This window comes from Ruegeria sp. BA2 (genome assembly GCF_056539605.1).
On the sequence record NZ_JBQFVE010000001.1, the window covers coordinates 866221 to 891315 of the forward strand.

Here is a 25095-nt window from a genome sequence, read left to right on the forward strand (position 1 = left end):
GGCCATGGCACGGTCCATCATGATTCAGGGCACTGGCAGCAATGTCGGCAAATCGGTTTTGGTGGCCGGCTTGGCTCGCGCATACACCAGACGTGGGCTAAGGGTCGCTCCGTTCAAGCCGCAGAACATGTCGAACAATGCCGCCGTGACCGAAAACGGCGGAGAAATCGGGCGCGCGCAAGCCTTGCAAGCGCGGGCAGCAAAACGGCCAACCCATACGGATATGAACCCGATCCTGTTGAAGCCTGAAACCGATACGGGCGCTCAGATCATTCTACAGGGTCAGCGCGCTGGCACCATGAAAGCAGGCGATTACCGCAAGGATAAATCCAAGCTGCTGGGTGCAGCTCTGCAAAGCTTCGACCGGCTTTGCAGCGATGCCGATCTGGTGCTGATCGAAGGCGCAGGAAGTCCGGCAGAGACCAATTTGCGCAAAGGTGACATTGCCAATATGGGATTTGCCAGTGCCGCTGGGGTTCCGGTTGTTCTGGTCGGTGATATCCATCGCGGCGGCGTGATTGCCCAGATCGTTGGGACTCAGGCCGTTCTAGAGACCGGGGATCTCGAGATGATCCGAGGCTTTGCAATAAACAGGTTCAAAGGAGACGTTTCCCTATTTGATGAAGGACGCGATGATATCGCAACCCGAACCGGTTGGCCCTGCTTGGGTGTGGTGCCATGGTTCCATGACGCCTGGAAACTTCCTGCCGAAGATATGATGGACATTCGCTCTCACGCTGGTGGCGCTTGCAAGATCGTCGTGCCGCAGCTTGAGCGCATGGCGAATTTCGACGATCTCGATCCACTTTCTGCAGAACCTGAGGTCACGGTCGAGATCGTCCCCGCGGGTCGCCCTCTGCCCGGAGATGCCGATCTGGTGTTGCTGCCTGGCAGTAAATCTACAATCGGTGATCTCGCCTATTTCAGGGCACAGGGCTGGGACATCGACCTCTATGCTCATGTCCGCCGTGGTGGCCATGTTCTTGGTCTGTGTGGTGGTTATCAGATGCTGGGAAAAACCATATCAGACCCTGATGGCGTCGATGGCCGCCCCGGTCAGGTCGACGGGCTGGGGCTGCTGGATATCAGGACCGTTATGGCAGGCAAAAAGCAAGTCACACTGCGCTCAGCAACCGCCCTGCCCGGTCGTGAACCTGTCAGCGGTTATGAAATCCATATGGGCAGAACCGATGGCCCGGATTGCGCGCGCGCTTGGTTACAGATCGAGGGGCGCCCAGAGGGCGCCGCCAGCGCCAATGGACGCATTCGCGGCAGCTATCTGCATGGGATTTTCACATCAGATGCATTTCGCGCCAGCTACCTCGGCGAATTGGGCGTGACATCAGAAAACGCCTATGAGGATGGCGTCGAACAAGTGCTGGACGACCTTGCCGACCATCTGGAACAGTATATGGACCTAGATCTGCTTTTATCGCTGGCGCAGACACCGCGCGAGACTTAAGCCTTAGTCAACATCCGACGCGGCCATCGCTCGTGTGATCTCGCGTCGAACCATCTTGCGCAGATTCTTTGTAATCCGCTCTCCCAGTGCGCCTTGCAGCTCTTCCCGGACAATTTGAGCAACAAGCTCGCGCAATTCTTCTTCGCCAATCGTCACATCAGTTGGCTTTTTAGCCATAGCTTCCACCACGGACGGATCGCGAACGAAAATCGCCTCCGATCTGAATCCTGTTTCTTGAGAATGCGCAAAGCTCTTTTCTACTGGCCACTCGACGGCATGTGTCTTTGTACCAGAGTATTCATCATCACTCTCACCATCAGGCTCCCATTGATCCTCGGTGCGTGCGATCGCGGCTTCCAAGGCTTCGATCTTAGCGCTGAGGCTTCCTGCAAGATCACGCTTCGGCGCGTCTGGCTTTGCGTCGGTGTTAGTTGGCCGCACGATCTCGCCGGGCTGTAATCTCATCGGCTCGGCGGGATTACTCGGCGCATTCGCTGGCTGCTTTGATGCACTGTCACCGGCACTGTGCTGAGGCATCAACTTCAACGGCGCGGCCTTCTTGGCAATCAGCGGTTCATCGCTGACGCGGAGCGCATCAGTCAGTACCAGCCGCCCCGGCTTGGGCGCCGAAGCGGTTGGGACAAAAATAAACTCTGATTCGTCATGTACGTCTTCGTTGACCATTCGCTTGACCGACGAAAGAACGTCCTGAATATTGGCGTTTACCACACGATCTGACATTTTTTTGCTACCGCTCTAACCTTGATCCGATTGTAACCAATCCGGACCATCGTCACAACAGGTAGCTATGCCCTTTAGTCGCGGCGCAACGCCTTGAGCACCCGATCCAGATCCCGACTTTGCTTGCTGACTTGCGATGGCGCCTTCTTGACCAAATTGTAGTACAGTGTCGGATCATAGATCTGAACAGCAAGACCTAAACGTTCCGCGGTCAGCAGACCTTGCGCCTGAAGCAGCTCATATGCCGCCCGAGACCGCTCGGTCCTTGAAGCCACCTCGGCCAATTGGGCGTCCAACAAATCCTGCTGAGCATTAAGAACATCCAAAGTTGTACGTGCTCCAAGAGTCGCCTCTTCCCGAATACCGTCAAACGCGACCTGCGATGCGCGCACGCGTTCTGTAGATGCCCGCAAGCTAGCAGTCGCGGCTTGAAATGCCGCATAACGGTCGGCAACGCCCTGGGTGATGTTCTTCTGTACGTTCAACAGGTTTGCTCGTGATGCATCCCGCGTGGCCATGGCCCGACGTACCGCAGCCGCAAGCCCACCACCCGAATAAATGGGCTGATTGAAGTTCAGTGAAATTGTAGCATCATTTACATAATCGTCGTTGTCGTAACTTTCGGTCACACCCGCATCCGCGTTCAATCTGACATTCGGGCCCAAATTGGCGCGCTGCTGTTGTACGATTAGATCTAGTGCACGGACCTGATGCTGCGCGGAGATAATTGCAGGGTGATTGCGCTGGGCCAAATTAACCGCATCAGACTCCGAACGCGGAAGGTTCGGCAGCCTTGGCTGACCCGCGGTACGTCCGGGCGCTTTACCAACAGCGTTCACGTATTCAGCCTGCGCAATGCTTAGGTTACCGCGTGCCACGGCCAAATCAGCTTGGGAACTGGCCAACTGCGCCTCGGACAAAGCGACGTCCGTTCGTGTGACCTCACCCACTTCAAAGCGATCCTGAGACGCACGAAGCTCTTCCGCCGACACTTCGACGTTGTTTTGGCGGATCCCGACGGTCTCTTCTTGCAGCAGAACGCCAAGATAGGCATTTGCCGCCCGGATCAGGATTTGTTGTTCAATATCAATCAGCGACTGACGCGTGGACAGCACGGTTTCCTGCGCAGATTGCTTGCCAAGAACCGAGGCGCCTCCGTCATAAATCAGCTGGCTCAGCGTAAGGCCCGAAAAAAATCTAGAAGGATCAGCAGTGTTGATCAGATTATTTGTATTGGTGCGCGTATAGTCTTGGCTAACACGCACGGTCCAGTTGATAATCGGACGCAAGGTGGAAAGTGCAATTGCAACATCTTCGTCGGCTGCCCGCAACAGTGCACGGTTCTGCTCAAGCAAACCACTGGTGTTATACGCACCGATAAACGCATCGGTCAGATTGTCAGCCCAAACCGACCGTCCGGGTATCGCACTAAACGCGATCCCAGCCGCCAAAGTGAAGCCTTTGACCAGCTTTCCTGCCGTCGTCCCGCGCATCACCAAATCCTCTCAAATCGAAATTACGCAACCACTGGCGCAGTTTGCGCCGGTGTTTTCAAGTAATCAAGGCATCAATAAACTTCTATCGCCAACTATAGCGAAAATGCACACTCGGCTCGAAATGCTGGCAAAATCGGTGCGCTAGCATTGAACGCATATCGCCAGGATACTCGACCCGCAGACTTTAGCCCCACGCGCACTGTGCCAAGATCGCATTCCATAAACAGGCAAGCGATCCTGCCACCATCCTTGAGCTGGTCTAACAAAGTGTCAGGCACCTGTTCGACGCCACCCTGAATCATGATCACATCATACGGTCCGTGCTCCACCGCTCCTTGATCGAGCGGGCCTTCATGAACAATCGCATTGTCAGCGTCTGCTTCCATCAAAAGGCTCTGCGCCTCAGCAGCCAAACCTTCATCAGCCTCCACGGCGACGACAAGCTCTGCCATACGCGCGGCAATCGCGGTCGAGTACCCCAAACCTGGGGCGATATCCAGAACCATTTCATCGTTGGAAATATTCACTGCGTCCAACATCTTAGCCAGGGTTCTGGGCTCAAGCAAGCACCGTCCGCTGCCCAATTCGATCAGATCACCGACATACGCCGCCTCACGATGCGCATCAGGAACAAAATTCTCGCGCGCCACGTTCAACATTGCATCAATGATAGGAAATTTGGTCACATCGGACGGCCTGACCTGAGTGTCAACCATCGTGAGACGCCGGGCTGCGAAATCTGTCATGTGATCGCTCATTCCTTATCAGATTGTTATTCGGCTTTTGCCACATCCAATTGTCAGCAGCAACGGGCCAGATCGCATTTACCGGCGCGGCAAAAATTCCAACAGAGTCTGGAATATTCGCGCTCATGGCTCTGGACGTTCACCTTCAAAGCTGTTAGAACGCCGACCACACCACGGCAAGTAATTGATTTTGCTTGAAAAGGCGAGTTGGCGGAGTGGTGACGCAGCGGATTGCAAATCCGTGTACACCGGTTCGATTCCGGTACTCGCCTCCATTTTATTCTAAATCATTGACTTAGCCCTGTGGTGCTCGGGTGTGACACAAAGTGGGACACGCCTACAATGAAGCAGTCATCCTACCTAAGCCTTTCAAGACACGGTGTTTATTACTTCCGTTGGCCTATCCCTCCGTCTTATGAGCAAAAGAGATCATCTGTAAGAATATCGCTGCGTACTCGTTGCCCGCATAGGGCTGGTGATCTGGCGCGCTTTCTTGCATCTTGCGGTCGATTAATACCGGATCAAACAAACGTGCCCCGACTAAGACAAGACCAAATCCGATCAATGGTGCATCGGCACTTCAAGGCTTCGCTCGACAAGTATTTGGAACGACTAAACGACAAAGGCTTTCCAGATGGATCAATCAGTGCGATGCAGCAAGAGATTGAAATCCATGAAAACGCTGGTGAAGGCGAGGATTTACTGTCAGACCTCTATCTCGACAGCGATGCGTTTTGCGAAGCCTCTGACATAAGCACACAGGACTGGGACGATAACGCGATGGACCTACGCCGGGAGTGGCGAAAGGGACGCAGAGATATGCTCAGGCGCGTTCTGGAGGCTGTAGAACGCCTTGAACACTATTCTTATGATGACGCCCCAGCCGAGACTGTATCACCGCCCGCAAAGGCGCTCCCTGCCTAATCACCAATAGGTACCGCAATTGATGACTTCATTACGGAACATTCGCGTCAGTGGGCTGAAAAAACAGTTAGCCAGAACAGCGCGTACCTGAAAATTCTTGTTGAGTATTTTGGGCCAGACAGGTTGCTGAGCACGATAACGAAGCAAGATGCGAACGAGGTCAAAAAGGTTCTGCAAGCCTTACCATCCAGCCGGAACACCAAGCCCGCCCTGAAAAACATACCTTTGATGGAAGTCATCAAGCTGCCGGGTCAGAAGACAATCGCCCCCAAAACGATCAATAGCCACATACAAATGTTCAAAGGGTTTTTTGATTGGGCCGAACGACACGGATACTCACCGCATAGCCTCTTCGACGGCATGAAGGTGGCAAAGGCCAAAAACAGCGTAACCGAACGCAAACCCTTCAAGCCCGACCACGCCCGCTTGATTTACAAAGAACTAACAGAAAACCCGTCTGGGCTGGTGCGCAAAGAATGCCACAAGTGGGGTATGCTACTAGGAATGTTCACAGGTGCGCGCCTGAACGAGATATGCCAACTGGACATCGCCGACGTTCAACAAGAAGGTGGCGTATGGTATCTTAACATTACAGATGAGGGCGAGGACCAGCGGGTGAAGTCTGATGCCGGAAGACGCAAAGTACCCGTACACGCCGAATTGATACGCCTAGGTTTCTTGAACTTTGTAGAGAGCAGAAAGTCAGGGACACGCCTATTCCCTGAATACAGCTTCAACGCAAACGGGGGTTATGGACGCAACCTAGGACGCTGGTGCAACGAGAGTTTCTTGAAAAAGCTGCGCATTAAAGAGCCCGGCTTGGTATTCCACAGCTTCCGGCACACAGTCGTGACACGACTGAGCCAAGCCGGAGTAGCTGAGCCCATTGTACAGTGTATCGTCGGCCACGCTCGATCTGGCGTAACTCAAGAAGTGTATATGAGAGAAGGCTACCAGCTAAACCAACTCAAGACCGCGCTAGACAAATTCAATCCCTGCTGAACTTTCAAACCTAACTCGGGTACGGCTTTGAATGCGGCCCCTCGAAAAGAGACTTGGCGCTGGGGGCCGCAGCGATTGCAGCCCGAACATCTGCATCTTTGAGGTCCAACGATTGGAAACCCACCGCTTCAATCTTTGCTACAGCTTCAATGCGGCCAAATTCATCACCATGGCGTTCGGCATAACTTTTCAGACCGAGCAACTTCGGCAATGAATCAGCCAAGTGTTGCCCATGCGGGTCAACAAGATTGGCCTTAACGCTACCGTCACTGGATTGTTCAAAGAAAACAAAGTCAGGTCGCAGGATACTGGCCTGACCGTCTTCATCATAAACGATTCCCAAGGATTCGGGCTTTGCAGACGACGGATTGCGGTACCATGCCACAGATGTTTCTAGCGCCATTTCCACTTCGATCACTCTGGCTTCCCATGAGTTCAGTGCGTCAGGGTATTTACCATCTTCATCGCACAAAAGATGGTGATCATGACGCGGCAAAGGAACTTCGGTGCCGTTTTCCCTAACTTCGACTGTTGGCTGCAGCCTGTTCTTTGGCATAGCAAGCGTCACGTCCAGTGGTTCGGCGCTGAGTTCGCGCAACTCTCGGTATACGTCCTGCCGCTCATCAGTCAGCGCCTTGATTGCAGCCTCCTGCGAAGTAAGCCATGTATTTGCCAAGGCTTCCGCCTCAGCTTCCAGTGTGACTTTCACAATGTCGATCAACCCGAGCGCGGCCACATCCGTATGTGTCTGGATTGCGCATTGAGAAAAGCGGCCAGTGTAGACTTTGCATGATCGCGAAGTACGCTACCGGCAACAACACCCTTGATTGCTGAATACGGGTCTGCAGGTATAGTGGCGTTCGCCTTTGCCAATAGTACCGCTGGATTAAAGCCTCTGTAGTCGACCTCTACTGTTCTCTCTCCATTGATCCTCACTGTTCGCCTCACATGCTTGCGCACGTATTGCCACCATCCTCCATGGAACCTGCCACCTTGTTCAAACGTGCCGTTGTTGAAGATGCGGCGTAGGTACTTTGCATTCTCTGAAAACGCTAGGTCTGCGTAATCCTTGCTTATGTCTTCGTACCCCAATGACTTTGTTGAGGTTATATCAGCCTGTCCATTCACCTCGTTAATCAAGAGCAGTGCTGCCCTCATGGCATGGGTCTGTCTGGTGTCGGGATACTTAATGGGTTGCTTTTCGCTATCCCTTAGTATCAGCACCTCATCTGGCTCTGCATTCTTGAAGGCCTTCATGGTCAACTGTTCTGTGTACAGTGCCTGTATCGACTTTGAAGTCATTGCAAAGCGGGTGTGCTGTGCATTGTCCCCGTATTGGTATCCATCCGCGGTGATGCATATAAGGTCTGTACTCAACAGCCAATCAAGTGCCATGCGGAAGCGATGGGTAGTCATGTATGCCGGTCTATACCTGCTCTCACGATCAAGGCGCTGTTTCTGCCGTCCTATTCCTACGGACATTCCGCACTTTTTCACATGGGCCCGCAACACATTGACAAGCACAGTCCCTGCACAGTCACTAAACTTTTGCTGTTCTCGTTGATTGCGTTTGCGCGCATAGCTTGCTTGCCACTGCGCGCAAAGCCAATCGAGCTTGGCATCCAACCTACCCTGCGCTTGCTCATTGTTAAGTTGTAGATACGGCTCGAATGCCCAAGACTGCGCGGCACCTTGATCGGGTAAGTTAGCCTCTTCTATAGCTTGCCTAATGTGCCTCAGAAACTCTTGGCTCCGGTCTTGGTTCATTACAAAAATCCGACATATTTTTGCGCGCTCCTATCTATCTTCTTTGTCGAACCCACTTCCCCCATACCCCTCACTTCTGACCGTGTTGTTTGCTTGGCTCTTTAGCCGGGCCTTTGGGAAGTATCTAGTTCATCAGACTTTGACACGAGAGGTTAGCACCCTTTGCCATCGCTTTTTGGGCGTTGACAATACCCGCGTCAATCTCCAGCTTGTGTGACACAAAGTGAGACACACAAGCCAACCTCGCCCCCGATAACTTTGGGTATTCAATGGCTTAGAAAAATGGTAGCGAGTCCGGTACTCGCCTCCAATATTCTCAATGAAACAGTCGATTTTTTGCCTTACGGCATCGCAAGGCATATCTATTCTAACAGTTGCGCATGCGCTCTTGGGGTAAGGATGCCATCCCCAGACTTGGCCTTGTGGCCTTCCCCCAAGCTATAGCGGAGGACACGCACTAACCAATTTCAGCTCAAAACGGTAGTTATGCTGGCCTTAGCCTGCACTTAATGGCCAGCGAGCGGGACGGTCGGTTTTGTAGTGGTGCAAGAATGCACGAAACTCTGCCCAGTCTTGTCGTTCATAGAGTTCAGAAATCTTCTGTCTGTGCCAAAAACACGCTCTTTCGTGCAAAGACATAAGCTGATCGTCCTTCGCCAAGCGCGCCTTCTCGGCAGTTGCGCGGTCCCATAGTGGAAGGATCGTGCGATCCTCAACGAGGTTCGCGTTCATATTGTGCCAGTAGGCTTCGGCCTGGTCATCGTGGATGTGATTGGTCTTTCCACGATCGCGCTTGACCAGAAATGACCCGATTGAGCGGGTAACATAGTGATGAAGACGCGCGAAATCGTGGCGATACCCGGGCTTAGCTCGCCAGGTAATGGCTTCTGGATCGAGGAGCTGCCCGCCTCCGTCCACCCATCGCACCTCGGCAATGCGCTCAGGCGCGACGCCTTTTGGGCGGTGTGGACCGTAACGGGTAAACAGACCATTGTTGCGCGTGATACTCTTCAACCCTCCGGCCACGCCCGAGTAGAACCCTTGTTCGATATCACAGAGAAAAAACTGCTCAGCCACGGGCGTATCAACAAAGTCTTCAACACCTCCGCATCCGAAAATTTTCCAGGCAAAGGATGCGACATCAAAGGGCCCATCTGCTGTCTCCTCGAGCTTTTTCAACAGGTCGTGCAGAGACGGGTTTGGAAGTCGGATATTCAGATACTCATCAACATCCAAGCCGAAGGTCCAATCAGCATCCAGAAATCGCGGATGACTGCGCACACGCCTGAGCATGGTGTTCTGCGGGCTTTGGCCGGGTTTGACCGAATTGTCGACATGGGTCGCAACGCCCAGATGTTCCAGCCGTTTTGCAATCAGGTCAGTGCCATCATCACAATCATTGGTGTAAATCAGGAAATGTTCAACACCGAGCGATAGATAGTAAGAGACCCAATCAATCATGAATGGCCCCTCATTCTTCATGGTGGTGTAGACGACGATTCTGTCACTCATTTCTGGACTCTCTGCCATCTATTCAACGACCATTTCGAACAACGCTCAATGTATTGCCACAGGCTCATTATCTGATGGCATTCAAATCATCGCTCAAAGCTTCTGAACCGCAACCTGTGCGCCCTTTATCGCCTTAAGGCGAAGCCCAGCGGCATTTGCGCCCAGAAATTCGTGGAACGCGCGCATCACGCCGTCTTTCCACCAGCCCCGCCTGTGATAGTCATCAAGCATGATGACGCCACCCTCGATCATCTTGGGGAAAAGCGCATCCAGATCAGCCTTTACGCCTTCATAGGAATGGTCGCCATCAAGGTAAGCAAATCCGATGCTATGGTCTTCGAACAGGCCAAGTGCCGGGATCGAAAAATCACGTATGATCGAGATTTGTCCTTTCGCGATCTCGGTACTGTATTTGTTCGCGACCTCACCATAGATGCGATCCATGTCGTTCTGACTTTTGGCTCCGGCCAGCGAGGCACCGCCATTGGGATCAGGTTGAACCCCCCAAGGATCGATGAGGCACAGCTTGGAAGGCCGAAGTTCTTCAAGCAAAATCTGTGAAAACTCGCCCCGCCAAACGCCAATTTCAACGCTAAGACGTCCGTGCGGCATGGTCCTCAGCATTTCACGCCTCAGCGTATCTTTACGCTCTCGCTGCTGTGCCTGCTGTTTGCGGCGATCTTTGGCAGTCGCGGGGTCAGCCATGGGCTTCTTCTCCGGAATAGGAATTTTGCAGCGCGTCGACCAGATCGGCCCAGTCTGGCCGGGCTTTCAATTCTTCGGCTTTCGAACGATGCCATTCGCATGCCTTTTGATGCAGGTCTGCAAGTTCCGGATCTGCCATCATTTCGGCTTTGATCTCATGCATTGCCGGCGTGTGTTTCAAAAGCGAGCGATCTTCCACATGATTGTGGTTCATCATCATCCAATATTTGAGACCCTGATCTTGCCCTACATGATTGGTGCGTCCCCGATCTCGTTTGACAAGAAAGCTATCGGTGCTGCGGACAGCATAGTGGTGGATACGAGCATACTCGTGGCTGAAACCGCGCCATGCTTTCCATTTCACTTGATCAGCCGGGTAAAGGTTGCCACCTGCGTCTCGCCACAATATCCCTTCGTATGGCGCGTCTGGGTTGGGCGCGTCTTCCGGGTTAATTCGGGGCCGATGGGCGCGAAAACGGCTGAATTTGCCATTGTTCCGGAACAGCGTTTTGAAGCCTTTCGCCCGATGATGGGGATATGACTCTTCCGGGGCTGCGCCGAAAAACATCTCGGGCACAGGCTGATCTACAAAATCATTCAACCCTGCATTGCCGAACATTCGCCAGCAGATCGAAATCGCGTCTGCCTCTCCGCTGGTTTCTACAAAGCTGCGGATGTTACCCTCGGGCAAACGGATGTTGATGTATTCGTCAACATCCAAGCTCATGATCCAATCTGACGAATGGTAGCTTGGATGGCTCAGAGCGCGTGAAAACGCACGACCCTGAGGCGCAGCCCGAGGACCGACCTTGTTCCGCTCGTGATGCGCCCAACCTAGCGTCTGCATCCGGTCAGCTATCGTGTCGGTGCCGTCCGCACAATCATTCGTGTAGATCAGAATATCGTCAAAACCGATTGCGCGGTTGTAAGCCACCCAATCGATCATGAAAGGCCCTTCGTTTTTCATCGTGGTCACGATGAGAAAGGTCTCATTCGTCATAAGTAATACTCTTGCCTGTGCCGTTATCGGACTCTTGTCGATCTGTTTAGAATAGCCTTAGAATTTTGTCCAACTCAGTGGTAACTTCTGTTGGGGCAATTTGACGAGCCACATCCGTCATCCGAGCCTGTGCAAGTCCCCAACGCTGTCCTCCGAATTCCGCCTTTGCGCGTGCCACACTGTCGCTGATCGCTGTGCAGTCGGTGCCGTCTACGAAATACGGGTAATCTGCCCCGAGATAATATTCCGCATCATGAACCTGCCGATTGACGAGCACATTTGCTCCAACGACTGATGCATTGAAGCCTTTGGTAAATGGCTTAGCAGAGAGAATTCCGCGAGTAAGTTTCTGACTTGGATCCCGCGTGCAAATGTGGAAATTTGCTTCTGACAGTCGAGCGATGAATGCATTCACATCCCCTTTACCATCATAACCAGGAATGATCGCTTGCTCTGATATTTCGGGTGGCAGAACGGCATTATTCGGCAGTCCGAAATAGCCTAGTCTGAACTCGCCTTTGGGTGCTGACCCCGATTTCAACCGAGGATCAGCATGATGTCGCAGATGGCGCACTTGAACGCCTGGAGTTGGATCAAGCGCCGAAAGGCCCTGGCTAAGGGAACGCTCACTCTCGTAAGAGGCGGCGATATGGACATCTACAAAGCCGGGTTCAAGTGCACCGGCCACGACATCCAGATGATCGACACAGATACCTGCAGCAAGCTTTCTCAATGATGCCCTGAATTCTGGTCCGAGATTTGATGCAGCACTTTTGTGAAAAATCACAATCGCACCGCTACAAGACTCTAAAAAGCGCTGACATGCATGTGCTCTAGAGGCCTTGGGCGCTAATGCGACTTCAAATTCATAGCGCTCCGACAAATGCGCTTTGGCCATGGCAGCCAGTTGATCGACACGCATCGCCTTGCCGCCCATAGTTTTCTGGCCGATACGATATGCAAAGATCACCTTCATGACTTATGGCCGAATTCGACATCTGCGGTACGGTTTGGCCAAGAGCGATCCAAGTTTATTGATTGTATGGCCGTAAAATTGCGGCGCTTGGACAATGCGCAGATTTTGAAAACCTTCGACATCAAATCAGATCGATGTGATTCCAAGCCCAGTAATCCCTTAGAAAAAGCCGACTCCTGAATTCAGGAATTGAGACTGAATGATACAAATAATTCTTGCGATTGCATAGCTTACCACATCACATCGGCCTTTCAATGTGATGGTACGCATTCCGTTACGCGGAATGAATATACCGTCTGTGAGGATGACTCCTGCACTAAGCTTCGCTGTAGTTTCACCGATTTTGCGGGACCACCTCGTAGCCCGGCTCTTCTGGCTCATCATCCAGCATCTCTGTTGGAAATCCTGGCGCCTGGATCTCGAGCCCGGTCGCGTCTTCCAGCCGTCTGATGATATTCGGAGACAGCTCTCTCTCACCATATCGCGCGATGCCATCCTCGAATATCTTGATCATCAGCGGATTCATTTCCAGCGGCACACCTGCTCGGTCCGCTACTTCTTGAAACAATCCGATATCCTTTTTCACCAAATCCATGGTGAATGAGATATCCCGCGAACCATTCAGAATGACTTGGCTTTCGGTCTCATGCACAAACGAAGTGCCCGATGAGATTTTGATCGCCTCGTATGTGGTTCCAAGGTCCATTCCGGCGGCCTTGGCGGTCACCAAAGCCTCGGCGCAGGTGATCAGGTTGGCGGTGGCGAGGAAGTTTGTCATCACTTTCAGAACCGAGGCCGAGCCCAGCTCACCAGTATGCAGAATGCGCCGCCCCATAGTAGTCAGGAATGGCAGGATGCGCTCGAACGTCTCGCGATCGCAGCCAGCGAAGATCGAGATGTTACCTGTCGCGGCACGGTGGCACCCGCCTGAAACCGGGCAATCCACCGCTGCGCCGCCTCGTTCAATGACCATTGCGCCAAGGCGTTTAACTTCGGCTTCGTCGGTGGTGGACATCTCCATCCAGATTTTGCCGGGGACGACTTCTGGCAACATCTCCTGCATCACCGCGTCCGAAGCGGCAGGCGAAGGCAAGCAGGTGATGACCGCATCGCAATCACGCATCAGCTGCGCCGGACTTTCGGCAGCTTTGGCCCCTTTGGCGACAAATGCAGACACCAGCTCTGGATTCAGATCATGCACGGTCAGATCGATTCCATTGCGCAGCAGTGAACCCGAGAGCTTGCCTCCAACATTCCCTAGCCCGATAAACCCAACTTTCATGCGCTGCATCCTCCTGTACGCGTCTTGCAACCATGCCACCACGACACTGCAAACAGATCATGCCGCCCAGCGACCCAGACAGGTCGCTTTTTACCTGCGATATCACGGAATATCGCGACTCGCTTGACAAGCAGTACATCAGTGCCGCATGTCCCATCCGTTGGTGTCTGCGCAAGCAGATGAAAAGGGAATGCGTCAGCGGAATCACCGTCAAACGCAGCCGCCCCCGCGACCGTGACCGGAGAGGGTGCCCAAGCCACTGGCAAATGCCGGGAAGGCGGGACATCCGACAGAGGCCTCCTCTGACATCCGCAAGCCGGGAGACCTGCCAACGCCCGAAGTTGAAACCGGACGGGGTGTTCCGGTGTGCGGCTTTAATCGGCCCGCATGAAACCCCGTCCCCCACGAAGAGGATTTGGGGGGATGAGAGACATGACCGAGACCACACCGGTCGAACTGCTGGTTTGCACCACCTGCCGTCGCGGGCTACCTGTCGAAGACGATGAACAGCGCCCTGGTACATTGCTGCACAAAGCACTTGAACAGGCGGATCTGCCCGAAGGCATCACGTTGAAAGCCGTGGAGTGCCTGTCGAATTGCGATGAAGGCTGCTCGATCGTTTTGCGGGGGGGGCCGGATCGCTGGACCTTTGTGTATGAGCATCTGAACGAAACCGACCATGTCGACGCGATCGTCGAAGGCGCCACCAAGTATCTCGCGACCGAGGATGGCCTCGTCAAATGGCGTGAGCGTCCCGAACATTTCCGCAAAAATTGTGCTGCCCGCATACCCCCGATTGGAGCCCTGAAATGAGTAACCTCGAAAAACTCCCCGTCACCGTAATCACCGGCTTTTTGGGCTCGGGTAAAACCACACTGGTGCGCCATCTGATGCAAAACCCGCAGGGCAAGCGCTTGGCTGTTGTGGTCAACGAGTTTGGCGATGTTGGCGTTGACGGCGACATCCTGAAATCCTGCGCCATCCCGGATTGCCCGGCCGAGAACATAATGGAGCTTGCGAACGGCTGCATTTGCTGCACCGTGGCCGATGACTTTATCCCGACCATCGAAGCTCTGATGGCGCTGGAGCCACGCCCCGAGCATATCCTGATCGAAACTTCCGGCCTCGCCCTGCCCAAGCCGCTGCTGAAAGCATTTGACTGGCCTGACATCCGCTCGAAAATCACCGTCGATGGCGTAATTGCTCTGGCAGACGCAGAAGCCGTAGCCGCAGGTCGCTTTGCCCCGAATGTCGAGGCGGTGGACGCCCAGCGCATGGCCGATGACTCGATTGACCATGAAACACCCCTATCCGAGGTGTTCGAGGATCAGATTTCCTGCGCCGATATCATCCTGCTAACCAAGCCGGATCTGGCTGGGCCCGAAGGTGTGGCCAAAGCCAAGGAAATCATCGCCGCCGAAGCGCCCCGCCCCCTGCCTGTTGTCGAGGTCGCCGAGGGTGTCGTCGACGTGCGTGTGGTATTAGGCCTGGAAGCGGCGGCCGAAGATGACATGGAGGCGCGTCCCAGCCATCATGATGGCCACCATGATCACGAGCATGATGATTTCGAAAGCATCATCGTCGAACTGCCGGAACAATCCGACCCGCTTGATCTGGTCGCGAAAATTGAACGTCTGGCCAAGGAACTGAATATCCTGCGTGTCAAGGGCTATGCTGCGGTTCAGGGCAAGCCGATGCGCTTGCTGGTTCAGGCAGTTGGCGCACGCGTGCGTCAGCAATATGACCGCCCGTGGGAACCCGGCGAAGCACGCCGCTCGCGCCTCGTGGTCATCGCCGAGCATGATGACATCAAAGAGGCCGAAATCCGCGATATCCTCGTGGGTGTAACCGAGGCTGCCGAGTAAGACCCATGCACGTCGTCTTCCGCGAAAGCCACGGGCTCGAGGAAACCGAGACCCCGACCGATCTGGGCCAGAGCCCGGCAGATCTGGTCGTGCTGTCATTTTCCGACAGCGACCTTGGCGCTTTCGCGGCGGGCTGGCATCGCGGCGGCGGCCCTGAAGGGCGGATGCCGACGATGCGGCTTGCCAATCTGACGGCTCTAAAACATCCCCTTTCAGTCGACACCTATGTCGAACAGACATTAGAGGGTGCCAAGGGCATCCTTATCCGTTTGATCGGCGGGGTTCCCTATTGGTCCTATGGTTTGCAGCAGGTTCTGGCACTGGCGCAGGCCAAAGGGATAGCGCTTGCCGTTCTACCCGCAGATGGGCGCGAAGATACGCGACTGGATGAATATTCCACCATGCCCGTCTCAACCCTGCGTCGGTTGGCGCATTTGTGTGACACGGGCGGAGAGGTTGCAGCGCAGGCCACTCTTGCTCAGATGGCGCTGGCCGCAGGATTGTATGCGGGCCCGGTCATGGGTGCGAAAACCATTCCCGAATGCGGTGCGTGGTGTCCGGATCGCGGCGTGATCCCGGCGCAAGATGCCCTGGCAGGTGATACGAACCGCATTATCGTCACCTTCTATCGCGCTTACCTCACTTCGGCGGATACTGCGCCAATCGCGGCGCTGATCCGCAGCTTGCGGGCGCGGGGGTTCGACGCCATCGGCCTATTCGCCCCATCGCTTAAGGCACCGAATGCAGCCGATTGGCTGCGCGGGTCCATATTAGCGCTGAAACCTGCAGTGATTATCAACGCTACCTCCTTCTCAGGCAAAGGTGCGTCGGGCACCTCGCCTTTGGATGCAGCGGGAGTTCCCGTCTTTCAAGTCGCGCTCGCTACCTCGCGTCGCAAGGCCTGGGCCGAGGCGGAACGTGGTCTTTCGCCAGCGGACCTTGCCATGCATGTGGTCCTGCCCGAGGTGGACGGCCGGATCAACGCAGGCATCATTTCGTTCAAAGAACCGGGCAAACGCGATCCGCATCTGGAATACTCACGCTTTGCGCACCGGGCCGAACCCGAACGGATCGAGGCAATTGTTGACCGCGTCACCGGCTGGTTGAAGCTCAACAACACTCCGAAGGCAGATCAAATCCCCGCGCTAGTGCTGTCCACCTACCCCGGCAAGGATTGGCAGATGGCACATGCCGTCGGGCTGGACGCGCTGGCCTCAGCCGAGGCGATACTGTCTGATTTGCAGGCTGAAGGCTATGATGCCGCGCCTGCCGAACCGCTTGCCCAAACTTTGTTGGACGCTCGAATTTCTTGGCCTCTGCAAGACTACAAGGCCGCGCTTGAAACCCTGCCCGAGCAATTGCGCGATGATCTGCAAACCGTTTGGGGTGAACCCGAGAATGACGCCTGCTTTGCAAATGGCGCGTTCCAGTTCACCGCTTTGCGACGAGGCAAGGCCCTAGTCGCACTCCAGCCCGAGCGAGGGACACCTGAGCTGCGCGACGACGACTATCACGACCTGTCGCGCACCCCGCGCCACAGCTACGTCGCCTTCTATCTCTGGCTGCGCGAAAGTCTCGGCGCGGATGCCCTGATCCATATCGGTGCCCATGGGACGCTCGAGTGGCTGCCGGGCAAATCAGTCGCTTTGTGCAACGAATGCTGGCCCGAAGCACTGATCCGTGACTTACCGGTGATCTACCCCTTCATCGTTAACGACCCCGGCGAGGCCGCACAGGCCAAGCGTAGGATCGGGGCGGTTACGCTAGGGCATATACCGCCGCCCATGAAGGAAAGCGGTACTCCGGACCGAATGGTACGGTTGGAATCGCTGTTGGACGAGTTTTCGAACGCTGATGGCTTGGACCCCAAACGCCGCGATCGCCTGCAGGAGGATATCCGGGACGAAGCCCAAACCATCGGGCTTGAAAGCGACCTCGGCCTTGATCAAGCCACCAGCACGGCTGAGGCAATTACACGTATCGACCGCTTTGTCTGTGACATCAAGGAAAGCCAGTTCGGCGACGGGCTACATATCTTTGGCCGCGTGCCACAGGTGACCGGCAACTTCGACCCCGCCCCATCAGCCCATGCCGAGCGCAAAGCCCTGATCGATGCGATGGCTGGGAAACGGATTGAGGCCGGACCGTCGGGCTCGCCCTATCGCGGGCGCACGGATGTGCTGCCGACGGGGCGTAATCTTTATACCACCGATCCGCGATCCGTGCCCACACGCGCCGCGTATACGCAGGGTGTCAAACTCGCAGAAGAGCTGGTTCGGCGGCACCTGCAGGAAGAAGGCGATTATCCCAAGGGACTGATCGTCGATCTGTGGGGCTCGGCCACCATGCGCACTGCCGGTGAGGAATTCGCGATGGCGCTGCACCTTCTTGGGGTTAAGCCGATATGGGACAAGGGCTCGGAGCGGGTTTCCGGTATCGAAGTTTTGCCGATCACTGACCTTAGCCGCCCGCGTCTGGATGTGACACTGCGGGTCTCGGGGTTGTTCCGTGATGTGTTTCCGACCCTTTCTGCACTCTATGGCCAAGCTGTTCGCGCATTGTCCGCGCGCGATGAAGCGTCAGACTGGAATCCTTATGCCGGACAAGAACCCGCCGCGCGTGTGTTCGGCCCGGCCCCCGGGAGCTATGGGTTGAACATGACCCAACTGTCCGAGACCTACACGGACGAAGCGCGTATTCAGGCCGGTGAAGCGTGGCTTGAGGCGAGCTCGTTTGCTCTGGAAGGTGAGCATATCGCCCAAGACAAAGACGGAATCACGCAACGCGTTGCCAACGCTGACAGCTTTGTCCACCTGCAGGACCTGACCGAAACCGACCTGCTGCTGGCCAATGACTATGCCACACACGAGGCCGGGTTTGCAGCGGCCAAAAAGGTCACCGGCGGCTCAGTTCAACTTTATCATTTGGACAACACCAATCCTGAGAACCCGCGTGCGCGAACCTTGCCGGAAGAAATCAGCCGCGTTGTTCATGCACGCGCGGCTAATCCAGATTGGATTGCCGGGATGCAGCGGCATGGGTTCCGTGGGGCCGCAGAGATCGCTGCGACGCTTGATCACATGGCCTCTTTCGCGCATCTGTCCGGAACGGTCGCGCCGCATCTGTTCGATCTGTATCACGACGCAACGCTTGGCGACGAGGAGGTCGACGCCTTTCTGCAGGACGCCAATCCACAAGCACATCAAGCCATGCAAGACCGTTTCCGCGCGTTGCTGGAGGCCGGGCTGTGGAGCACGCGCCGGAACTCGATCCGCGCTGATCTGGAGGCACTGCGATGAGCGCGCCCATCGTCCAAGGTTGGTGCCCCGGTGCCCACCGACCAATGATGTCGGGGGATGGCCTAGTCGTCAGGGTGCGCCCGAGACTGGCACGTCTGGACGCTGAGCAAGCGAAAGGTCTGTGTAAGCTGGCCGAGCAGTTTGGCAATGGCACCATCGACCTGACCAACCGGGCCAACTTGCAGTTGCGCGGCGTTCAGGAAGACAGCTACCAACTGCTCTTGGCCGAGCTGGCTGCGCTTAATCTGTTGGATGCTGAACCTGGTATCGAAATACGGCGCAACATACTGGTTTCACCGCTCTATCAAGCTGGTGATCTGACGGCGCAATTGGCGCAAGAGTTGATCGACCGTTTAGCGGAACTGCCTACGCTACCAGGAAAATTCGGCTTTGCGATTGATACTGGCCCCGAGCGTCTGCTGGCATCGGATTCAGCCGATATCAGGCTTGAACGCAGCGCTGAGGGCCTGATTCTCCGCGCAGACGGCGCCGACACCGGGCGTCAGGTGTCAGAGTCAGACGCCATCGATCACCTGATCGCACTGGCGAACTGGTTTGCCGAACATTACACGTCTGAGACCCGGCGCATGGCACGGATCGTGGCATCATCTGGATTACCCGGCGAATGGCAGGGCGCCGTTCCCGGCCCGATTGGCCCGCTGCCTCAACCCGGTGCCTGCACTCAAGGTACAATTTACGGAGCTGTCTTTGGGCAGTTACCAGCGAGCGTGCTTTGTGATTTGATCGAACAAAGCGGTGCCGCTGCCATTCGTGTCACCCCTTGGCGTTTGATCCTGCTGGAAGGTGGCGCAGCTATTCCCACCTCTGATTTCGTCACTGATGGCAACGACCCGCTGATGGCCACCGACGCCTGCCCCGGCGCACCCTTCTGCCCGCAGGCTCAGGTAGAAACACGCGACATCGCGCGCGCGGTGGCATCGCGCATAGCGGGCAGACTGCATGTGTCGGGCTGCGCCAAAGGATGCGCCCGCATGGGGCCAGCCGATGTCACATTGGTGGGCCATGCCGGACGATTTGACCTTGTCAAACAAGGTTGCGCAGGGGATGAGCCCAACCTACGCGGCCTGACCGAAGAAACACTTATGACCATGGACTTCACCTGATGCCCTATGAATACGAAACCGACGGCGCGGCGATCTACAAGCAGAGCTTTGCCACCATCCGGTCCGAGGCCGATCTGGCCCGCTTCGATACCGACGAAGAGCAGGTTGCCGTCCGCATGATCCACGCTGCGGGTATGGTCGGTTTGGAAGACTTCGTCCATTTCTCGGACGGTTTCGTTCAGGCGGCCCGCACGGCGCTGGAAAACGGTGCGCCGATCCTGTGTGATGCCCGCATGGTCAGCGAAGGTGTTACGCGTTTCCGCCTTCCCGCCGAGAACGAGGTAATCTGTACTCTGCATGACGACCGCGTGCGCCCTCTGGCCACTGAAATGGGCAACACGCGTTCCGCTGCTGCATTGGAACTGTGGCGTCCGCATCTGCAAGGCGCATTAGTCGCCATCGGCAATGCCCCCACCGCGTTGTTCCACCTGCTCAATATGCTGGAAGACCCTGATTGCCCGCGCCCTGCTGCAATCATCGGTTGCCCGGTCGGGTTCGTCGGAGCGGTCGAATCCAAAGATGCGCTGTGGGAGGCGCAGCCGGTGCCGTCTTGTATCGTCAAGGGACGGCTCGGTGGCAGCGCCATAACCGTTGCCGCCATCAACGCCATCGCGAGCCGCGCAGAATGAGCGCGGGCAAGATCTATGGCGTGGGCCTCGGCCCCGGCGATCCGGACTTAATGAGCGTCCGCGCGGACCGCCTGCTGCGCAACGCACGCCACGTAGCATTCTTTCGCAAACCCGGTCGGACGGGGCAAGCGCGTAAGATCGTGAACGGAATGCTACCGGGCGACGCCATCGAATTTCCGATGGAGTATCCGGTGACAACCGAAATCCCAGTGTCGGATCCAAAGTACAACGAACTCCTTTCGGGGTTCTATGAAGATTGCGCAGCGCATTTGAAGATCATTACTGAACGTGGCGAGGACGTTGTTGTTCTGTGTGAGGGTGATCCATTTTTCTACGGATCATTCATGCATCTTTACAACCGGTTACGAGAGCAAGCTAATGTAGAGGTTGTGCCAGCCATTACCGGTATGTCGGGCGCTTGGACCGCGACTGGTGATCCGATTACTTGGGGTGATGATGTCCTAACAGTTCTAGTCGGAACACTTCCCGAAGAAACCTTGACCAAACGCATGAGCCAAACCGATGCTCTGGTCGTCATGAAGATCGGGCGCAACTTCGACAAGGTAAAACGAGCACTTCGAAGTGCAGGTCTTTATGACCGCGCATGGATTGTCGAATACGCTCAGATGCCGAACCAGAGGGTTTGCAAGCTGTCCGACAATTGCGAAGGTCTGACACCCTACTTCTCGATCATTCTGGTCCATGGTCAAGGGCGGCGCCCATGAGTGGTTGGATCAAGATCACTGGCCTTGGGCCGGGGGACGAAGCTTTGGTGACGCCCGAAGTGACGGCTGCTCTGGCCGAGGCAACGGATGTTGTGGGTTATATTCCCTACGTCGCGCGCGTGGCCGAGCGTGAAGGGCTGACCCTCCATGCCAGTGACAACCGGGTTGAGATCGACCGCTCTCAACATGCGTTGCAGATGGCCGCCGAGGGAAAGCGCGTTGTTGTGGTCTCATCCGGCGATCCTGGCGTGTTTGCCATGGCTGCAGCCGTGTTTGAGGCTCTGGAAAACGGGCCGGAAGGCTGGCGCGACATCCAGATTGATGTGTTGCCAGGCATTACAGCGATGCTGGCGGCTGCGGCCCGTGCCGGTGCCCCTTTAGGGCATGATTTCTGCGCCATCAATCTAAGCGATAATCTGAAACCATGGGGTTTGATCGAAAAGCGCCTGCGCCTTGCCGCTCAGGGTGATTTTTCGATGGCATTCTACAATCCGCGCTCAAGGTCCCGCCCGGAAGGTTTTGTAAAAACGCTGGAAATCTTGCGCGAAGAATGCGAGCCGGAACGCCTGATTATTTTCGCCCGTGCGGTGTCGCGTGAAGATGAAGCGCTGCGGATATCAACGCTGGCCGAGGCAACGCCCGAAATGGCGGACATGCAAACCGTCGTCATCGTTGGCTCATCCCTGACCCGCGTGATCGAGCGTGACGGTGCGCCGATCGTCTATACTCCGAGGTTCACATTAGCCAAGGATCAGGTATGAGCCAGCCAGTCCAAGACCTGCGAGACCTTCTCGAATTCAATCCGCTGGGGCACAGCGGGTCGGTCGATCATCAGGACGGGCAGGCACAGCAGCCGCGCGGCATCAAGCTTGGCGCGCGCACCCCTGCCACCCGCATTCTTGGACACAACCAATTGCGTGCCATGGCGTTGCATCAGTGCGCGGTCATCTTCCACCGTAAACGGACCGCGCGATACAACCACATCGCTGTGAGGCAGCGGCACAGTTTCCGGTGCATCCACCAACCGCAGCAGATAGTGATGCTGGGGTTGGGCTGCAAACTCTTGCAGATGCATACGACCAACGGCCAAAAACACGCGCTGTGCCGGGCCGCTCAAGGCGCTGACTGCTGCGTCGATATCCGGCACGCGCAGCCAATTGTCTCCCTTTTCCGCGGTCCAGGCAGGCCGCGTCAGCACCGCCAACGGCGTCGCGGATACAGCACAGGCTTCAACCGCGTTGCGGCTCATCTGCGCGGCAAAGGGATGAGTTGCGTCAACAACATGGCTGATCCCATGGTCGCGAACATAGCGTGTCAGTCCGACTGCACCGCCGAATCCGCCCACACGCGTTGGCACCGGTTGATGGCGGGGCGCGACAACACGGCCTGCATAGGAGTAGGTCGCCGGAATGCCTTGTTCGGCGACAGATTTTGCCAGAGCATTCGCCTCGGTCGTGCCACCAAGAATCAGGAGGTTGCGCATGTCTAAAGCTCCGTGGCTGACCGTTCTGGGTTTGGGCGAAGATGGACTGGATGGCCTGTCACCCGCAAGCCGTCAAGTGCTTGATCGGGCCGAGGTCATCATGGGCCCGCCGCGCCATCTATCGTTGATCCCAGACTGCGCGGCGGAACAGATTGAATGGCCGGTTCCCTTTGCTGATGGGTTGCCAATCCTAACCGGGTTGCGTGGAAGACGCACCGTTGTTCTTGCTTCGGGCGATCCTTTCTGGTTCGGGGCCGGCTCGGTGATTGCACGAAATTTCGACGCGGGCGAATGGACCGCCCTGCCCGGGCAATCGACCTTTTCGCTGGCCGCCGCTCGGCTGGGCTGGCCGCTTGAAAGCACGTTGACCTTCGGATTACATGCCGCCCCCCTGACGCGCCTGCGTCCACATCTGGCGCCCGGCCTGCGCGCGATACTGCTACTGCGCGACGGTAAAGCTGTGGCTGAGCTTGCAACATTTCTTGGCGAAACAGGTTTCACCGATTGCGCGCTGCACGTAATGGAGGCCCTTGGAGGCCCCCGCGAGCGCGCGCGCAGCGTATCCATGACCGAGGCGCTGTTAGGCACGTTCGAACATCCCGTCTGTGTCGGGCTGGACGTCGCGGGTGCCGGGCGTGCGTTTCCCAAAGCCTCAGGTAAACCGGATGAGATTTTCGAGACAGACGGTCAGATCACCAAGCGCCCCATTCGTGCGCTAACCCTATCGGCCCTCGCGCCCCAACGCGGTGAGCATTTGTGGGATATCGGCGGAGGCACCGGATCGATCAGCATTGAGTGGCTGATGTGTGACCCCACGCTGACCGCCGCCACCATTGAGCCGCGCGCAGATCGTGCCGAGCGTATTCGCCGAAACGCCGATGCGCTTGGGCAAGATCGACTGAAGGTGGTTCACGGTACCGCGCCTGAGGCACTGGCTGATCTCGACCAACCTGATGTGGTTTTTGTCGGTGGCGGCTTGAGCGCGGATCTGCTGAACTGGCTGCAAGAGAACCTGAGTGCCGGCACAAGGCTTATCGCCAATGCGGTAACGCTGGAAAGCGAAGCTCTATTGGCTGAGTGGCAGACCAAACTGGGTGGCGACCTTCTTCGTATCGAACTATCGCAGGCCTCGGCATTGGGCGACCGGCGCGGTTGGAAATCTGCCTATCCGGTGGTGCAGTGGAGCGCGAGGCTATGATCGTGGCCGGGTTCGGGTTTTCTTCATCGGCGACGGTGGCGAGCCTGCGTTCTGCGCTGGAACAGGCCGCGGATGGGCAAAGCGTCGACGCTTTGGCGACCGCCTCGGACAAAGACGGGCACCCGGCGCTTTCAGCGTTTGCTAAAACGGTCGCATTAAGGATTCACTTCATCCCGGCAGATCAACTCGCCGGGCAGCGCACCCTCACCTGCTCGCCCCGCAGCAGTGCCACATATGGCACCGGCAGCGTGGCCGAAGCATCCGCTCTTGCCGCAGCCGGGCACGGCGCGCGGCTGATTTCACCCAGACAAATCTCGGACGACCGGCTTGCGACCTGCGCCGTCGCCATCGGAGGACAAACATGACTGTTCATTTCATCGGCGCCGGGCCGGGTGCCGCCGACCTGCTGACCTTGCGCGGGCGCGATATCATCGCATCTTGCCCAGTGTGCCTCTACGCAGGTTCATTGGTTCCTGAGGAGATTTTGGGCCATTGCCCCGAAGGCGCGAAGATCGTGAACACCGCTCCGCTGGATTTGGATCAGATCATGGCCGAAATCGAAGCGGCTCATAGTGCGGGGCAAGACGTAGCGCGGCTGCATTCCGGCGACCTCTCTGTCTGGTCGGCTATGGGAGAACAAATCAGGCGGTTGAAAGAAATGGGTATCCCGGTCAGCGTCACGCCCGGTGTCCCCTCATTTGCGGCTGCGGCTGCGGCGCTCGGGACCGAGCTTACACTGCCCGGACTGGCGCAATCGGTTGTGTTGACCCGGACGCCCGGGCGCGCATCTTCGATGCCTGCCGGTGAAACACTGGAAAACTTCGCACGCACAGGGGCCACGCTGGCGATCCATCTGTCGATCGGCAATCTGGATACCGTTATCGCAGACCTGACGCCCGCCTATGGCGCCGACTGCCCGGTTGCTGTGGTTTATCGTGCCAGTTGGCCGGATGAACAGATCATCCGGGCGACGCTGGCCACCCTGAAAGATGCACTAGATGAACGAATTTCGCGTACGGCGTTGATCATGGTTGGTCCGGCGCTTGCAGGCGAAGGGTTTGACGAAAGTTGTCTGTATTCCAAAACATACGACCGCCGCTATCGCCCGCAAAGCGCCGATAGCCCGTGGTCGAGTTGGAGCCCCGAGAATGAATGAGTC

General features: G+C 56.3%; 24 protein-coding genes, 1 tRNA gene and 1 riboswitch. Of the genes, 14 read left to right on the top strand and 11 right to left on the bottom strand.

Annotated features, from left to right (window positions below; translation table 11 throughout):
- The first annotated feature begins 4 nt into the window (after positions 1-4).
- The gene (locus tag ACR0NN_RS04320) at positions 5-1462 is read left to right on the top strand and encodes a cobyric acid synthase (RefSeq protein ID WP_170720000.1); all 1458 of its coding nucleotides are present in this window, start codon (positions 5-7) and stop codon (positions 1460-1462) included.
- Between the two features lie 3 nt (positions 1463-1465).
- On the opposite strand, the gene ACR0NN_RS04325 is transcribed toward ACR0NN_RS04320, so the two are convergent.
- The 3 genes from ACR0NN_RS04325 to ACR0NN_RS04335 all read right to left on the bottom strand — a co-directional run bounded on the left by ACR0NN_RS04325 (position 1466) and on the right by ACR0NN_RS04335 (position 4445).
- Positions 1466-2146, bottom strand: a complete 681-nt coding sequence (locus tag ACR0NN_RS04325; protein ID WP_480683953.1) for a hypothetical protein — start codon at positions 2144-2146, stop codon at positions 1466-1468.
- A 131-nt stretch (positions 2147-2277) separates the two neighbouring features.
- Entirely contained in the window at positions 2278-3696 is a 1419-nt protein-coding gene (locus tag ACR0NN_RS04330; RefSeq protein WP_170720004.1) for a TolC family outer membrane protein, read from the bottom strand.
- A 95-nt stretch (positions 3697-3791) separates the two neighbouring features.
- Positions 3792-4445, bottom strand: coding sequence for a protein-L-isoaspartate O-methyltransferase family protein (locus tag ACR0NN_RS04335; RefSeq protein ID WP_170720006.1), 654 nt, complete (start codon positions 4443-4445; stop codon positions 3792-3794).
- Positions 4446-4646: 201 nt separating this feature from the next.
- Here ACR0NN_RS04335 and ACR0NN_RS04340 point away from each other — a divergent pair.
- The 3 genes from ACR0NN_RS04340 (at position 4647) to ACR0NN_RS04350 (ending at position 6371) form a co-directional block, all read left to right on the top strand.
- Positions 4647-4720, top strand: a tRNA-Cys gene (locus tag ACR0NN_RS04340).
- A gap of 256 nt (positions 4721-4976) precedes the next feature.
- Positions 4977-5369 carry a hypothetical protein gene (locus tag ACR0NN_RS04345; RefSeq protein ID WP_170720009.1) on the top strand — a complete coding sequence of 131 codons (393 nt, stop codon included), beginning with the start codon at positions 4977-4979 and terminating at the stop codon, positions 5367-5369.
- A 123-nt stretch (positions 5370-5492) separates the two neighbouring features.
- The gene (locus ACR0NN_RS04350; RefSeq protein ID WP_480683954.1) at positions 5493-6371 is read left to right on the top strand and encodes a site-specific integrase; all 879 of its coding nucleotides are present in this window, start codon (positions 5493-5495) and stop codon (positions 6369-6371) included.
- A 10-nt stretch (positions 6372-6381) separates the two neighbouring features.
- Here ACR0NN_RS04350 and ACR0NN_RS04355 read toward each other — a convergent pair whose 3' ends face one another.
- The 7 genes from ACR0NN_RS04355 to ACR0NN_RS04385 all read right to left on the bottom strand — a co-directional run bounded on the left by ACR0NN_RS04355 (position 6382) and on the right by ACR0NN_RS04385 (position 13622).
- Positions 6382-7092 (bottom strand): hypothetical protein, encoded by a 711-nt coding sequence (locus ACR0NN_RS04355; protein WP_480683956.1) that lies wholly within the window; start codon positions 7090-7092, stop codon positions 6382-6384.
- Positions 7089-7748: a hypothetical protein gene (locus tag ACR0NN_RS04360; RefSeq protein ID WP_480683958.1), complete on the bottom strand. Its 660-nt coding sequence runs from the start codon at positions 7746-7748 to the stop codon at positions 7089-7091. The genes ACR0NN_RS04355 and ACR0NN_RS04360 overlap by 4 nt, the downstream gene beginning before the upstream one ends.
- Positions 7749-8633: 885 nt before the next feature.
- Positions 8634-9650 (bottom strand): glycosyltransferase family 2 protein, encoded by a 1017-nt coding sequence (locus ACR0NN_RS04365; protein WP_170720013.1) that lies wholly within the window; start codon positions 9648-9650, stop codon positions 8634-8636.
- Between the two features lie 93 nt (positions 9651-9743).
- Complete coding sequence (locus ACR0NN_RS04370; protein ID WP_170720015.1) at positions 9744-10355, bottom strand: class I SAM-dependent methyltransferase; 612 nt, start codon at positions 10353-10355, stop codon at positions 9744-9746.
- Complete coding sequence (locus tag ACR0NN_RS04375) at positions 10348-11355, bottom strand: glycosyltransferase family 2 protein (RefSeq protein ID WP_170720018.1); 1008 nt, start codon at positions 11353-11355, stop codon at positions 10348-10350. The genes ACR0NN_RS04370 and ACR0NN_RS04375 overlap by 8 nt, the downstream gene beginning before the upstream one ends.
- A 46-nt stretch (positions 11356-11401) precedes the next feature.
- Positions 11402-12331 (bottom strand): hypothetical protein, encoded by a 930-nt coding sequence (locus tag ACR0NN_RS04380; RefSeq protein WP_170720020.1) that lies wholly within the window; start codon positions 12329-12331, stop codon positions 11402-11404.
- A 334-nt stretch (positions 12332-12665) separates the two neighbouring features.
- Positions 12666-13622, bottom strand: a complete 957-nt coding sequence (locus ACR0NN_RS04385) for an NAD(P)-dependent oxidoreductase (RefSeq protein WP_480683961.1) — start codon at positions 13620-13622, stop codon at positions 12666-12668.
- Positions 13623-13757: 135 nt separating this feature from the next.
- Positions 13758-13960, top strand: a riboswitch (cobalamin riboswitch).
- A gap of 85 nt (positions 13961-14045) precedes the next feature.
- Here ACR0NN_RS04385 and ACR0NN_RS04390 point away from each other — a divergent pair.
- The 7 genes from ACR0NN_RS04390 to cobJ are packed head-to-tail and all read left to right on the top strand — an operon-like array spanning position 14046 to position 22016.
- Complete coding sequence (locus ACR0NN_RS04390; protein WP_170720024.1) at positions 14046-14426, top strand: DUF1636 domain-containing protein; 381 nt, start codon at positions 14046-14048, stop codon at positions 14424-14426.
- Entirely contained in the window at positions 14423-15478 is a 1056-nt protein-coding gene (cobW, locus tag ACR0NN_RS04395; protein ID WP_170720026.1) for a cobalamin biosynthesis protein CobW, read from the top strand. The genes ACR0NN_RS04390 and cobW overlap by 4 nt, the downstream gene beginning before the upstream one ends.
- A 5-nt stretch (positions 15479-15483) precedes the next feature.
- Positions 15484-18777 (top strand): cobaltochelatase subunit CobN, encoded by a 3294-nt coding sequence (gene cobN, locus ACR0NN_RS04400; protein WP_170720029.1) that lies wholly within the window; start codon positions 15484-15486, stop codon positions 18775-18777.
- Positions 18774-19901, top strand: a complete 1128-nt coding sequence (locus ACR0NN_RS04405; RefSeq protein ID WP_480683964.1) for a cobalamin biosynthesis protein CobG — start codon at positions 18774-18776, stop codon at positions 19899-19901. The genes cobN and ACR0NN_RS04405 overlap by 4 nt, the downstream gene beginning before the upstream one ends.
- Positions 19901-20530, top strand: coding sequence for a precorrin-8X methylmutase (locus ACR0NN_RS04410; protein ID WP_170720033.1), 630 nt, complete (start codon positions 19901-19903; stop codon positions 20528-20530). The genes ACR0NN_RS04405 and ACR0NN_RS04410 overlap by 1 nt, the downstream gene beginning before the upstream one ends.
- Positions 20527-21255 (top strand): precorrin-2 C(20)-methyltransferase, encoded by a 729-nt coding sequence (locus ACR0NN_RS04415; protein WP_170720036.1) that lies wholly within the window; start codon positions 20527-20529, stop codon positions 21253-21255. The genes ACR0NN_RS04410 and ACR0NN_RS04415 overlap by 4 nt, the downstream gene beginning before the upstream one ends.
- Positions 21252-22016, top strand: a complete 765-nt coding sequence (cobJ, locus tag ACR0NN_RS04420) for a precorrin-3B C(17)-methyltransferase (RefSeq protein ID WP_170720040.1) — start codon at positions 21252-21254, stop codon at positions 22014-22016. Before ACR0NN_RS04415 ends, cobJ begins: the two co-directional genes overlap by 4 nt.
- Here cobJ and ACR0NN_RS04425 read toward each other — a convergent pair.
- Positions 22007-22738 (bottom strand): cobalt-precorrin-6A reductase, encoded by a 732-nt coding sequence (locus tag ACR0NN_RS04425; protein WP_170720042.1) that lies wholly within the window; start codon positions 22736-22738, stop codon positions 22007-22009. The two genes, cobJ and ACR0NN_RS04425, sit on opposite strands and share 10 nt — an antisense overlap.
- Here ACR0NN_RS04425 and cbiE point away from each other — a divergent pair.
- From cbiE to cobM, 3 genes are read left to right on the top strand one after another with little or no spacing between them, the layout of a single operon-like run.
- A complete protein-coding gene (cbiE, locus tag ACR0NN_RS04430; protein ID WP_170720045.1) occupies positions 22737-23936 on the top strand; it encodes a precorrin-6y C5,15-methyltransferase (decarboxylating) subunit CbiE in 1200 nt (399 codons plus the stop codon). The two genes, ACR0NN_RS04425 and cbiE, sit on opposite strands and share 2 nt — an antisense overlap.
- Positions 23933-24301 (top strand): cobalamin biosynthesis protein, encoded by a 369-nt coding sequence (locus tag ACR0NN_RS04435; protein ID WP_170720209.1) that lies wholly within the window; start codon positions 23933-23935, stop codon positions 24299-24301. Before cbiE ends, ACR0NN_RS04435 begins: the two co-directional genes overlap by 4 nt.
- On the top strand, positions 24298-25092 hold the full coding sequence (cobM, locus tag ACR0NN_RS04440; RefSeq protein WP_170720047.1) for a precorrin-4 C(11)-methyltransferase: 795 nt from the start codon (positions 24298-24300) through the stop codon (positions 25090-25092). Before ACR0NN_RS04435 ends, cobM begins: the two co-directional genes overlap by 4 nt.
- The last annotated feature ends 3 nt before the right edge of the window (positions 25093-25095 follow it).

What these genes read in the sequence shown, in the direction of transcription:
- ACR0NN_RS04320 (WP_170720000.1), top strand. Translation starts at nt 5, where the DNA reads ATGGCACGGTCCATCATGATTCAGGGCACTGGCAGCAATGTCGGCAAA.
- ACR0NN_RS04325 (WP_480683953.1), bottom strand. Translation starts at nt 2,146, where the DNA reads ATGGTCAACGAAGACGTACATGACGAATCAGAGTTTATTTTTGTCCCA.
- ACR0NN_RS04330 (WP_170720004.1), bottom strand. Translation starts at nt 3,696, where the DNA reads ATGCGCGGGACGACGGCAGGAAAGCTGGTCAAAGGCTTCACTTTGGCG.
- ACR0NN_RS04335 (WP_170720006.1), bottom strand. Translation starts at nt 4,445, where the DNA reads ATGACAGATTTCGCAGCCCGGCGTCTCACGATGGTTGACACTCAGGTC.
- ACR0NN_RS04365 (WP_170720013.1), bottom strand. Translation starts at nt 9,650, where the DNA reads ATGAGTGACAGAATCGTCGTCTACACCACCATGAAGAATGAGGGGCCA.
- ACR0NN_RS04370 (WP_170720015.1), bottom strand. Translation starts at nt 10,355, where the DNA reads ATGGCTGACCCCGCGACTGCCAAAGATCGCCGCAAACAGCAGGCACAG.
- ACR0NN_RS04375 (WP_170720018.1), bottom strand. Translation starts at nt 11,355, where the DNA reads ATGACGAATGAGACCTTTCTCATCGTGACCACGATGAAAAACGAAGGG.
- ACR0NN_RS04380 (WP_170720020.1), bottom strand. Translation starts at nt 12,331, where the DNA reads ATGAAGGTGATCTTTGCATATCGTATCGGCCAGAAAACTATGGGCGGC.
- ACR0NN_RS04385 (WP_480683961.1), bottom strand. Translation starts at nt 13,622, where the DNA reads ATGCAGCGCATGAAAGTTGGGTTTATCGGGCTAGGGAATGTTGGAGGC.
- ACR0NN_RS04390 (WP_170720024.1), top strand. Translation starts at nt 14,046, where the DNA reads ATGACCGAGACCACACCGGTCGAACTGCTGGTTTGCACCACCTGCCGT.
- cobW (WP_170720026.1), top strand. Translation starts at nt 14,423, where the DNA reads ATGAGTAACCTCGAAAAACTCCCCGTCACCGTAATCACCGGCTTTTTG.
- cobN (WP_170720029.1), top strand. Translation starts at nt 15,484, where the DNA reads ATGCACGTCGTCTTCCGCGAAAGCCACGGGCTCGAGGAAACCGAGACC.
- ACR0NN_RS04405 (WP_480683964.1), top strand. Translation starts at nt 18,774, where the DNA reads ATGAGCGCGCCCATCGTCCAAGGTTGGTGCCCCGGTGCCCACCGACCA.
- ACR0NN_RS04410 (WP_170720033.1), top strand. Translation starts at nt 19,901, where the DNA reads ATGCCCTATGAATACGAAACCGACGGCGCGGCGATCTACAAGCAGAGC.
- ACR0NN_RS04415 (WP_170720036.1), top strand. Translation starts at nt 20,527, where the DNA reads ATGAGCGCGGGCAAGATCTATGGCGTGGGCCTCGGCCCCGGCGATCCG.
- cobJ (WP_170720040.1), top strand. Translation starts at nt 21,252, where the DNA reads ATGAGTGGTTGGATCAAGATCACTGGCCTTGGGCCGGGGGACGAAGCT.
- cbiE (WP_170720045.1), top strand. Translation starts at nt 22,737, where the DNA reads ATGTCTAAAGCTCCGTGGCTGACCGTTCTGGGTTTGGGCGAAGATGGA.
- ACR0NN_RS04425 (WP_170720042.1), bottom strand. Translation starts at nt 22,738, where the DNA reads ATGCGCAACCTCCTGATTCTTGGTGGCACGACCGAGGCGAATGCTCTG.
- ACR0NN_RS04435 (WP_170720209.1), top strand. Translation starts at nt 23,933, where the DNA reads ATGATCGTGGCCGGGTTCGGGTTTTCTTCATCGGCGACGGTGGCGAGC.
- cobM (WP_170720047.1), top strand. Translation starts at nt 24,298, where the DNA reads ATGACTGTTCATTTCATCGGCGCCGGGCCGGGTGCCGCCGACCTGCTG.